The sequence below is a fragment of the Neobacillus pocheonensis genome (assembly GCF_050477905.1).
Taxonomy (GTDB): Bacteria; Bacillota; Bacilli; order Bacillales; family Cytobacillaceae; genus Neobacillus; species Neobacillus pocheonensis_A.
In genome coordinates, this window is sequence record NZ_JBCNAD010000029.1 from 113,024 (window position 1) to 124,641 (window position 11,618).

At 38.0% G+C, this 11,618-nt stretch carries 10 protein-coding genes; 3 read left to right on the plus strand and 7 right to left on the minus strand.

Annotated elements, in window-relative coordinates; translation table 11 throughout:
• Window positions 1–4 precede the first annotated feature (4 nt).
• The 3 genes from ABES02_RS16565 to ABES02_RS16575 all read right to left on the minus strand — a co-directional run bounded on the left by ABES02_RS16565 (window position 5) and on the right by ABES02_RS16575 (window position 4,642).
• Window positions 5–2,242, minus strand: a complete 2,238-nt coding sequence (locus ABES02_RS16565) for a hypothetical protein (RefSeq protein ID WP_430137069.1) — start codon at window positions 2,240–2,242, stop codon at window positions 5–7.
• Between the two features lie 288 nt (window positions 2,243–2,530).
• Window positions 2,531–3,706 carry an alpha/beta hydrolase family protein gene (locus tag ABES02_RS16570; RefSeq protein ID WP_430137072.1) on the minus strand — a complete coding sequence of 392 codons (1,176 nt, stop codon included), beginning with the start codon at window positions 3,704–3,706 and terminating at the stop codon, window positions 2,531–2,533.
• Window positions 3,707–3,727: 21 nt separating this feature from the next.
• On the minus strand, window positions 3,728–4,642 hold the full coding sequence (locus ABES02_RS16575; RefSeq protein WP_430137075.1) for a VOC family protein: 915 nt from the start codon (window positions 4,640–4,642) through the stop codon (window positions 3,728–3,730).
• Window positions 4,643–4,977: 335 nt separating this feature from the next.
• Between ABES02_RS16575 and ABES02_RS16580 the strand changes: the two genes are divergently transcribed.
• The gene (locus ABES02_RS16580) at window positions 4,978–5,484 is read left to right on the plus strand and encodes a CotY/CotZ family spore coat protein (protein WP_430137078.1); all 507 of its coding nucleotides are present in this window, start codon (window positions 4,978–4,980) and stop codon (window positions 5,482–5,484) included.
• Between the two features lie 246 nt (window positions 5,485–5,730).
• On the opposite strand, the gene ABES02_RS16585 is transcribed toward ABES02_RS16580, so the two are convergent.
• Window positions 5,731–6,078 (minus strand): VOC family protein, encoded by a 348-nt coding sequence (locus tag ABES02_RS16585; RefSeq protein ID WP_430137081.1) that lies wholly within the window; start codon window positions 6,076–6,078, stop codon window positions 5,731–5,733.
• 345 nt (window positions 6,079–6,423) lie between these two features.
• A complete protein-coding gene (locus ABES02_RS16590; RefSeq protein WP_430137084.1) occupies window positions 6,424–7,035 on the minus strand; it encodes a TetR/AcrR family transcriptional regulator in 612 nt (203 codons plus the stop codon).
• A gap of 115 nt (window positions 7,036–7,150) precedes the next feature.
• Between ABES02_RS16590 and ABES02_RS16595 the strand changes: the two genes are divergently transcribed.
• Window positions 7,151–7,720 (plus strand): cysteine hydrolase family protein, encoded by a 570-nt coding sequence (locus ABES02_RS16595; protein ID WP_430137087.1) that lies wholly within the window; start codon window positions 7,151–7,153, stop codon window positions 7,718–7,720.
• A gap of 132 nt (window positions 7,721–7,852) precedes the next feature.
• Complete coding sequence (locus tag ABES02_RS16600; protein WP_430137089.1) at window positions 7,853–9,253, plus strand: MFS transporter; 1,401 nt, start codon at window positions 7,853–7,855, stop codon at window positions 9,251–9,253.
• Window positions 9,254–9,435: 182 nt separating this feature from the next.
• Here ABES02_RS16600 and ABES02_RS16605 read toward each other — a convergent pair whose 3' ends face one another.
• Entirely contained in the window at window positions 9,436–10,071 is a 636-nt protein-coding gene (locus ABES02_RS16605) for a hypothetical protein (protein WP_430137092.1), read from the minus strand.
• Complete coding sequence (locus tag ABES02_RS16610; RefSeq protein ID WP_430137094.1) at window positions 10,044–11,444, minus strand: hypothetical protein; 1,401 nt, start codon at window positions 11,442–11,444, stop codon at window positions 10,044–10,046. The genes ABES02_RS16605 and ABES02_RS16610 overlap by 28 nt, the downstream gene beginning before the upstream one ends.
• Window positions 11,445–11,618: the final 174 nt, after the last annotated feature.

Below are 11,618 nucleotides of genomic sequence, written 5' to 3' on the forward strand. Positions count from 1 at the left end.
TTTTTTATTGGGATTTAAAAGTGTAAACCAAGTGGTAGTTACTTCTCTCAATTTGGATTTCATCGTTATGATAAATCGGTATGTCCGCCTTTCTACTTCTTTCCGAAAGCTTTTCATGCCTTACAATCAAGTCAGCGTCTTGGCATTCCTTTACCAGCAAAACTCGGTCCTTTTTCCGATCCGCTTTAAATTTCAAATCACCAATCCTCTTTTTTTCAGCCATATAGGGAATTAACCATCTATTACCCCAATTGGTATGGAAGTTTTCTGTCATTACACGTGCATCTCTTAGTCGCTCTCTTTTTTTACTCTGCTTGTATTCTATCGATATACGATTTTTGGCAAACCTTGGTTTTATGATGATGCCAATCAGATACACAATCAGGGCCAGCAAGAGTAAAGCTATTATGATATCCTTTCCATATTTCTTAAAAATCGATATATCTTCAATTTTTAGTGTAAAAGTCCCTTCGGCCAATTCATTCGGGTATTGGCCTGGAAGCGAGATATGAAGAGGGACTTCCCCCACCGATGTTCGAAAAATCGGCGATAAACTTTGAGGATAAATGAGAATTTGATTCCCTTTCTGTTTCTTTACAATTTTTATATTGCCAGGTGTTTCTACCTTTAGTTGATTCATAACCTTCGAGAGCTCTTCGGAAGTCATTTCTTCTCCGTTAACCATTGGAGTAATCACAAGGGGTTTTGCCTGATTTAGTTTGTCTAACGGTGCACTCCAGGCATCGGTATTGGCGACCAAGCTCAATTTTCGAGTTGGAAGTGCCTTCAGGCTCGTTTCTTTTTCTTTTTGATAGAATCCTTTAATATTGACTTTTACGTTCACAGGAATGTTATTTTTCTGGTTGATGGTAAAGTCCCCTATGAATTTATTAAGTTTACGATCATATTTAAGCGGTATAGAGACTTTACCGATTTGGGCTTCCACTTCAAACAAACTTCCCACATCAATATCTCGAATATCAATTTCTTCATCGGAACTATCACTTTTCAACAAGGTCGTTTCAACCCTCATCTTACTGCCTTCAAAGAAAACGGAAGGGTCACTCGTCAGACTCCCATCACTGTTGATTTTCTGAAAATCGATTTTATAATCAATCGCTGGTTCAGCTACTACCTCAATATTCTTCTGTTGTGCTTTTGTTAGTTCTTTATCAAAGACAATTTTGTAAGTTCCTTTTTCGATAACGCCATTACCATTCACGTTGTTAAAGTGTGTGAAAGTTCCCCTAATTGGTGGGTGTAATTGCGCCGGGTCATCGGGGGTCTTAACTTTAAATGGCCCCTCCATTCCTTTTTGAATTTGTTGGTTGTTCATATAAAATTCCTTCATTTGATAGGACGCATTATCTTCGGCTGACTGTTCAATGAGCGTAATTCTCCTTAAAGGGAAGGGTGAATTCAGGATTAATTGATTCCCCTCCCAGACGGGATTTAAATCAAACTGCTCCTGTTCATTTGGATCCCGATTGGTCATGAGAGCAGCAACCTCATTAATCCGTTGAATAATATCAAGTTGACCTTTGCTTTCTAAGACAATCCCACCTGAACTTTCTTTCCATTGCCGTTTAAAATCAGCCATGATGGATAATTCTTCAGGGTTCAAATAGGTCTCAATGGGTATCATGGTGGTGTGAATACTGGTACCATTTTTCTCCACCTTTGCCTTTAAGTCTCGTAAGCTAGTGAAAAGTGCCTTTTTATTCTCTTCAATTTGTGTTACCGAAATATTTGGGTCAAGATGGTTAAGTTCATTAAAAATTCCATCCGTTAACACGATTAACCAAAAATCTGAGTTCTTATTATTCTCTGCCGCTTTATTCAATTCATTTATGGCTGTATGTAAAGAAGCCAATGGGGTGTTTTTTTTGCCTTTCCATGCGCGAATTTGATCAATTTCGTATTGCCGGAGTTTTTCATCTAATTCGATGGGAGCTGGCACAGTCGGTGAGCTCATATATACCACCTTTAGCTGGTCCTGTTTCTCCAAAAGAGCCGCAAAGCTTTGAAGAGCGTAATTGGCGTATTTCCAATTATCAATGGGCAGTTTTCCACCAGCTCCAGATTGTTCCCACATACTACCCGAATCATCATAAACAAGAGCCACAATCTTATTTTTCGGTATCCGTGGATCCGTTTTAGCTTCAGCCTCTGAAATAAAGAAGAAAAAGGGAAAAATAAACAGGAGCAGCATCACAACAAGATGTTTATACTTACCTATCATTCCTTGAACTCCCTTCAATTAAAAAACAAAAGGTAAATTTACAGTTTTTGATAGTTCATTTTATTTTATACAAGAAGTCCATGAGTTATGACAAACCATGGGCAGGTCCATGGGGACAGTTCTGATGGCTTTTAATCATTTGAGGAAAAGGAGGGAAATAAGAAGGCATGGTAAGAAAAGAATGTCTGAGGAGGATTTTAACTTAAATTATTAAGAAAGAGATTAATAAGGTAGTGGCACTTACTGCCAGGACCCATCCAAAAACTTGGACGGCTCCTGGCTCATTAATTATTTTACTAGCATTTCAGATTCGTCGATCTTAACCTGTCTATTCTTCCAGTTTTTTAACCATAAACTAATTTTATCTTTTAGTTCAGAGTCAATGGGTTGTTTCAGCGATTTTTTATTCTGATTCATGATTTTGCTAATGCTGTATTCAACATCTGTTTTCCGAAGCATGTGAGTCATATCCTGAATAATGTGTGTCTCACATTCACCTTGAACAAGTGATTTGATCTTTTCTAGGTCGCTGACCTTTACGTTTACATCCTTGGTACCTGTAATTGCTAGCACTGGACAAGTAACCTTTTGTAACGGTTGTGATACGTCAAATTGTATATGCTCTCGATTCCATTTAGCATTAATCTTTTTCCCTTTATACTTTATAACAGGATCATCCGATGCTTTCAGCACTTTAACTAACTCATCATTCATTTTTGTTATTTTTTCATCCACTTTTAACAATCGAAGTAACCAGCCTTGAAATCCTTTTACTCCTCTTACATCATTTATTATTGCCTCACGCTGCCATTTCATTGTATCTGCAAGCGGTTCAGCGGTTCCTGCAAGGAGAATAATCCCATCAACTGGAACATTTTCATTTATGAATGGTGCTAAAATACTTCCTTCACTATGTCCTAGTAAAATCACATTCTCTGCATCTATGTTTGGATGCTTTTTTGCAAATTCTAATACAGCCTGTGCGTCATCGATTAAATCTCTCACTCCTGCTTCGTAATAGTCCCCTTTACTCGCTCCTACTCCTCGTTTATCATACCGTATACTCGCAAACCCAACTGCCGCAACTACTTCACTTAATTCTTTAAAAATATTTATCGGCATTCCTTTAGCATTTGAATCCCTATCTGTTGGACCACTTCCGTGAACCATGACAACTAAAGGATGTTTTTCAATACTTCCCTCTGGGATTGTTAATGTTGCTGCTAACGGAAATGGCCCTGGAATGATCACTTCAATCTCTTTACTGTTCATCTTCATCATCCTTATTAATTTATTAATCAGACCTATATCAATAATTTTAATAACTACAGATATTACGTCTAAGGTAGTAAATAAGTTCATTTTTTTTGCTTTTGCAGTTTGAATAAAAAACCATCGGTTCTTTATTAGAATCGATGGTATGTAACAATGGACAGAAATATTCAGCTGCTTACTTTGAGCCATGAGAACCGTTTCCTTGGCTTTTTAATCCTTGTATGCGTTCCGTAATTCCGCAAGATCAAATTTCTTCATTTTAAGAAATGCTTTTGTTACGCGCGCACGTTGCTCCGGTGTCCCTTTGCTCATCATCTCGTCCATCTCAGTTGGCACAATCTGCCAGGATATGCCAAATTTATCTTTCAGCCATCCGCATTGCTCGGCCTCAGGCACTGCAGAGAGGCTTTCCCAGTAGTGATCAATCTCTTCTTGAGTTTCGCAATAAACCATGAATGAGAATGCCTCGTTAAAACTGAATTTGTGCTCATGCGCGCTATCCATTGCGGAAAACCACTGATTTTCTAATCTAAAATCAGAGAACATGATGGTTCCTTCTTTGTCAGGTTCCATGCCTTTAGGATAACGGGCGATAATTCCCTGCTTTGTGTCCTTAAATACTGATAAATAAAAATTAATCGCCTCTTCCGTTTTACCGCAATTATCTCCAACAAACAAAAGTGACGGAACTACCGGAGGCCGCTCTTCACCTTCTGGGTTGGTAAGGATTAATTGCCAGGATAAACCAAACTTATCCTGAATCCAGCCAAACCTCTCACTGAACGGATACTTATCAAGTGGCATTAACGCTGTGCCACCATCGGACAATTTGTTCCAAACATCATCCAATTTTTCTTCCGCGTCTTTTTCTCTCGATGGGTCAAAATTAACGATGAAAGACACCGACGGATTGAGCTTAAAGTAGGGCCCTGCACTGATAGACATAAACTTCTGTCCCCAGAGCTCAAAGGAGACTATATCGGAATCGCCTGATGGTGTGTCGTGGATGGTTGTTACATTCGTAATTTTTGAGTCCGGGAAAATGGAAATATAAAACTCGGCCGCTTCTTTTGCTTCCTTGTCATACCATAAATGTGGAACGATTTTTTGATTTGTTTTTGACATAGTTTTCCTCCGTCATTTTTATTAGACAAGAATGTGACTAAAATTCCAGTTTTAGTTATCATTCCCATTTATTGTACCATTTTCTGATTTAATATGCGCCTGAATCATGTAGGGCTCGTTGATTTGAATAAAAGTTCCCTACGTAAAAAATAGAAGCCCAAAATACTTAGACTTCTATTTGCTTGCTGATTCTATTAAATTTTAATTCCTGTTTTTTTACTTTTTTTTATTAAATGATGCTTTAGCCCGTTTTACTATTGATCGTAACCCAAAAGAGCTTATTTCAATATCTTATTAATGTAACTTGTATTTAAAAAATGAAGGAGGAAATTTATATGGGGTGTAGAAATTGCCATGATTTTGATGGTAATTGTGTTTGCGAAGTAGTTCGCACCATAAAAGATATTCAAGATAATGCTGTTAGTCCAACTGAATGTTCAGAGTGTACTAGTTGTTTTAATGAGCCACTCGGAACATTAGTTTCACCAACCAGTATGGAACCGGTAGACACTCGTGTTTTCGTTTTATCAAAGGCCGATGGTTCACCGTTTCATGCATTTTTTAGTGGTGGATGTGACGTATGTGTATCAATCTTCTTCCGTGTAGAAGAAGTATTTGACAACTGTTGTGCTACCCTTCGAGTTTTAGTACCTGGTATGTGCGATAGCGGCGACTTTTGTCCAGTAAATCTTTTATCCAGCAAAAGCAGATGCTGTATTGATCTTAGGAAAGTTTGCCAAGTTGATCAATTCATGGCTAGCAATGACTGTGTTACTGTTGATTTAAAATGCTTCTGTGCTATTCAATGTATTGCCGATGTTAATTTAGGAATTTGCGACTAACGTTAAACCTATTTTGGATTTTTCCTAGAATGATGTGCAGGGTTATCAAAAAGCAGCGTAAACCCCTAACTTAAGATATAGGGATATAAGCTGTTTTTTGAGTTTTTTCAAGATAAAGTAAGTGTTCCTACTATACTTTTTTTGTAACTAAACAGCCCTTTTGTGCAATAAAAAAAGCTGCCACAATGACAGCTCCGATCTTCCACTCTTGCAACCGTTCGTTTAATTACAAATAATTACAACCCGCTATTTCTCCCAAAGTTCGACCAGTCGACCTTCAGGATCTTTAATCCATACAAACTTTCCAAATTCACTAATCTCTTTGTTCTTTGCCAGCGGTACACCAATATCTTCAAGATGTTTAATAGTCTCGTCTAGATTTTCTACTTGGAAATTTAACATCACTTGTTGTTCTATTGGAAAATAACTGTCATTTTCGGTAAATAAAGAAAAGATAGTTTCACTTCCTAATTGGGGTTTAATCACAGTGCCATTCCAAGTTTCTAAATCAATCTTTAATACTTCACTGTACCATTTTTTAATCACATCAAGATTCTTAGTTCTCCAAAATATTCCTCCGACGCCTTTTATCATCGTATCTAACTCCTGTCTATCTTTAATTTCTTGCTCTGTTAAATTTGGTGGTTGATTTCCGCTCCAGGTGCTCGCTTTCCGCGGGCGTGCCGGGGAGCCTCCTCGGCGCTTTGCACCTGTGGGGTCTCCCCTGCCCCGTACTCCCGCAGGAGCCGAGCACCTTCCGCTCCAATCAACAGATTATAATAAAAAAAAATCGTTTAACAAAGACAAATTTTTAGTTATAAGTTCCTTCTTCAACTGCCCCGTTAGTTATGTACATTTTTTTCTAACTTTTATTTTTGTTAACAAAATTATCCATTTACATATAGAATTGACATACTTTTTAACATTTTTTTGTTTTAATTAATTGGAAATAAATGTTGAGCAAAGTAGTTCCAATATTTCTTCAGGCGAATAACCACGGACGTCTTTTTGAAATAAATAGGAGTCGCTGCTTAAAGCCATTAGCACCATATCGGCTTTAAAAACACTGTGTGAATGAGTGGTTTGCTCTTTTGCTTTCATTTCATCAAATAGTTGAACCAAAATTTGATGTAATTCAACATATAAAGGACTTTTGGTTCGGGATTTAAGTGGGTTCGTTGACCTTGTTTCCTCTACCCCTGTAAGCAGTTGTACTTTTTTTTCTCTGAAACGAATAAAAAGGCTGATTATTTCTTTCAATTTTTGATTAGCCGAAACTGTTTCGTTTTCTTCTAAGTATACTTCAATATCCTCAAAAAATAGATCAACACTGTCTTTAATTAAATCTTGACATAACTCACCTTTGTTTCGATAGCGGCGATATAGTGTTCCTGGACCAATTTGTGCTTCTGTGGCAATTTGATTCATACTTACCTGTTCAACACCAAATTGCTCGAAAAGTCTTTGAGCTGTATTCAATATAAGCTGACGATTCTTTGCAGCATCACGTCGCTCAGTCCGAGTACGGAGTGGATTCTCGTCATTTACCATACCATCACATCCTAAAATCAATACTCATATTTGACAAACGGAGAGCTCTCCATTTAATATAAAAAGGAGAAGTCTCCGCTTAAATTTTAAATGAAAAAGGAGGAAAATACAACTTATGCAAAATCAAAGTAAGAAAACCGCATTATTGGTAATGGATTTACAAAATGGGATTGTATCTCGTTTAGGAGAAAATATAGAAGAAGCAATCATTCCTTATCAAAAGGCAATAAAAGCAGCCCGTGAACACTCTCTTCCAGTTATTTTTGTCCGAGTAGGGTTTAGCGAAGGATATCCTGAAATTAGTCCAAAAAACAAGGCATTTTCAGCTATATCTCAATACGGTTCCATGACAGTTCATGATAAAGCAACACAAATTCATGAATCCATTCAACCTGAAGGAAATGAACCTGTAATTACGAAATATCGAGTAAGCGCTTTTTGTGGAAGTAATCTTGAAGTAATCCTTCGGGCACAACAAATTGAGACGATTGTTCTCAGCGGAATTGCTACTAGTGGGGTAGTTTTATCAACTTTAAGAGAAGCGGCAGACAAAGACTTTGAAATTAAAGTATTAGAAGACGCTTGTTTTGATCCAGATCCAGAGGTTCATCGAGTTCTAATGGAAAAGGTATTTCCACGTCAAGCCGATGTGTTAAAGGTCGAATCCTGGATTGCTACATTGTAGTAAACAAAATGGGTCTGTTTCCGTTTTGGTGAAATAGACCCGACTAGTTTGCCCTTCAGTTTTTTACGAGTTGCACAGCCATTTTTTATTGCTACCAAAACCTTTCCAGATTTAATGAAGGAAGGAATAAATTTGTCTATATTTAGTAACAACAGGAAGGCTGCAAATAAAAATCATTTTAATCAAAAATTGATTGCTCCAATGGTTTTAGGTTCTATTTTAAATCCTATTAACTCTTCAATTATTTCAGTTGCTTTAATTCCAATTGGTCAGGCGTTTGGTGTTCCATCTTCCCAAACCGCATGGCTTGTTTCTGCTTTATATCTTGCAACTGCAATTGGACAGCCGGTTGTAGGAAAGTTAATTGATATTTTTGGTCCAAGACTTCTTTTTTTAATCTCAACATCACTAGTTGGTATCTCTAGCTTAATCGCGATCTTTGCCCCTAATATTTGGTGGCTAGTGGTTGCCCGAGTTTTACTTGGATTTGGAACCTGCGCTGGGTATCCTTCTGCGATGTATCTTATCCGACGTGAAGCAGAACGAACAGGTAAGGAAAGTTCAACGAGTATTCTTACATTATTAGCGATTTCCAGCCAAACGGTTGCCGTTGTTGGGCCTACCTTAGGTGGGCTACTCATTGAACTTGGAGGTTGGCAAAGTACATTTATCGTAAATATACCTTTGTCATTAGCCTGTGTGTTTTTAGGCTACTTTCGGTTTCCAAGGGTTTTAGGAAATTCCTTTAGAAATGAGGAGAAAATTCCTTCCATTGATTTTATTGGGATCATTTTCTTTGGTATCACTTTAATTTCTTCTCTCCTTTTCTTAATGAAACCGAATTGGCATCATGTATATTTGTTAGTAATCGCAATCCTCTCCGGTGTCATTTTTACTGGCTTTGAATTGAAAACAAAAAATCCTTTTATGGATTTACGATTATTAGCTGGGAATACCCCCCTGTTATTAACGTATACCAGAGGTTTGCTTTCAGCTACCGTATCATACAGTTTTATTTATGGATATGCCCAATGGCTAGAAACAGGTATTGGGTTATCCCCTTCACATTCTGGTCTCTTGCTATTGCCGATGTTTTTAACGTCGATTATCATTTCCAAAACAACTGGAAAAAATCCTGCAATCCATAGGAAATTGATTGTAGGGAGTATTGTTCAGTTTATTGCTATGTCATTGCTCCTTTTTACTAATCATTCTAGCAGTCTTGTTTATCTTGTTGTCATTGCTATACTATTCGGAATACCCCAAGGAATATTGAATTTGGCTAACCAAAATGCTGTCTATTTTCAGGCTTCTCCCAAACAAATGGGAGCTTCAGCCGGTTTGTTAAGAACTTTTATGTACATGGGAGCTATGCTTGCTTCTGCTGCTACCGGATTGTTTTTAAAATCTGAAGCTATTACACTTGGATTGCACTATCTTGCAATATTTAGTTTAGTAATTTGTTTTATTCTAATTATTACCCTATTAGATCGATCGTTGAGCAAAATTGGAACAAAACACATGAGCATGTGAAATAATGTACTTACACTAAACCGTAATTTAACACTTTAAGGAATAAAAAAAGAACCAAAAATATGAAAGTTTAATGCACTACTTTCGTATTTTTTGGCTTTTTTTCATTTATAAAAGATACTGCCAATGACAGAATTATCAAACTTTACAAACTCACCGTGATTTATTGGAAGTTACTTCCTTTACGACTGAATAAAGAACACATCCGGATTGTTTCCGTCCGATCTATTTCGACCATCGCTCCACCCATGATATAACGTTGTTCCAGGTCCGGCAATGATTTGATTATAGTCACCCATATAGCATGGGTTGACCCCCGAATCAAAGTTAGTAGGAGCGGTATCCGGAGGAAAGGAGGCCGGGATCGCAGTACTTAACATGGTTTCAGCACTTACTGTACTGGTTACAGGATCAAAGGTGCGCTTAAATAAGGCAAATCTCAGAGAATCTACGAAACGGGCGTATTGAACATGGGCACCAAGGGCATTCACTGCTACCGAAGGGAAAAATTCATTGAAACTTGAAGTGGCAATATCTCTCACATTCCAAGTTACACCTGCGTCAGTACTAAAAGCGAGTCTAACGTCATAGCTAGTAGTCTCAAAGCTGTTCCAGACTACATATAAGGTGTTATCCGGACCCACTGCAGCTTGAGGAAACTCATTCATTCGAATCTGCTTCGATGAGGTTACCACAATGGCACGCTGATTACAAAGAGTACAATTACAATTTGTGTTTATTAATTTGACAGGGGAAACGGGATTACCCATTGGAATCGGATTAAAGAAAGTTACTCCACCGTCTGTTGATTTGACCACACGAATTGCTGCATCCCATCCGTTTCACCGAAAGTAAAATCTTCATAGAAAATATACAAGTTGCCGTCGTTGTCAACAAGTGGGAAGGAACCCTGCATCCCAATAACAGGATTTCCATCTATAAGCACGTCCTTACTTTCAATCAAGGGCTGAGGGTTGCATCCAGTAGTCCATTTGGAGAAACGTAGTCTAGAAGGATTTACAAAATCAAAATCTTTCCAAGTAACATATAATGCCTCTTGGCCAAGTCTGTTGATATCGCGAACCAGCCCGACGGTAATCCATGGTTTGTCTTCAAAGTTAGTAGTTGTCCGACCTACTCCAGCTACAAATGGATTTCGAACCTCAATCTGTCTGGTAAGCGGGTTAACATTTGCTGTGTTGATTTGAATAATACCTTGCATAGGGTTGAAACTCGTGATTCCTAAATGTGCATAGTAAAATACCCCTTGGGCGTCTACCGCGATGACGGGATCTCCTCCGTTGAAAAAGCCAGGATTTTGAGGCATGTCGGTGCAGTCACTCCAGGTGCTGCCACCGTCACTGGAGAAGGCAAAGCCGGAAGTATTACCGTCAATCTGATCTCGATTAGTGTCATTAAATCCGAATAAAATAAAGGAACCGAAAGCTGCCAGGCTGGTTTCACTCTGAGTGATATTGTTATCTGGTACTCCTACATCTTGTGCTGGATTGTTTACCTGCCTTTCACCTGGTGTACCTGTTCCAATATTGCCATTACCACACGTGAGTACTGTCGGCGGGCACGGAGTTGTGGTAGTAGTAGTTGATGTCGTAGATGTTGTTGTAGTGGATGTTGTTGTCGTTGTACTGAATGGTATAAATGTTGTAGATGTTGTTGTAGAAGTAGTTGATGTGGTTGTTGTTGTAGTGGTAGTACTGGATGTGGTTGTCGTAGTACTGGTTGTGGTTGTCGTGGTACTGGTTGTGGTTGTCGTGGTACTGGTTGTGGTTGTTGTAGTACTGGTTGTGGTGGATGTTGATGTAGTAGTTGATGTAGTGGTAGTCGATGTGGTTGTACTAGTTGACGTTGAAAGGAATTCTAGGACATTTTCAAATTTAAATTGGAGCAACATTTCTTTTTTGACAATTGTACTCAACATTTTTTCCGCTTCACGGTTAGCCGCTAATAACTCAGCTAAACTTCCAGCTCTAATGAGTGGATTTACCAATTCATCATTTGAATCTACAAGCGTACCAATAACTCCTTGAAGCTTTTCTGCTTCAGCATTAATTAAATGGGCAAGTCCAAGTTCTTCAAATGCAATGCTGACAAGAAGCAATAGGGCTACCTGTTCAGAATCTAAACCCTCAATTGGATTTATACCCTCAGGAGGGGTATTAGGGAAAGACATTTACAGTTCACTTCTAAATATTTTGACTTATTATGATAAGTTATTCTAGGGTTGTCTTTTTTGTGTTTAGATGTTTCACCTGATGAAATAGCACTATTAATAATAATCCATATAAATTCTATGAATTGAGCGAAACGTAAAAAAACGCCTCCAATGAAGTGAACCCCTTAAGTT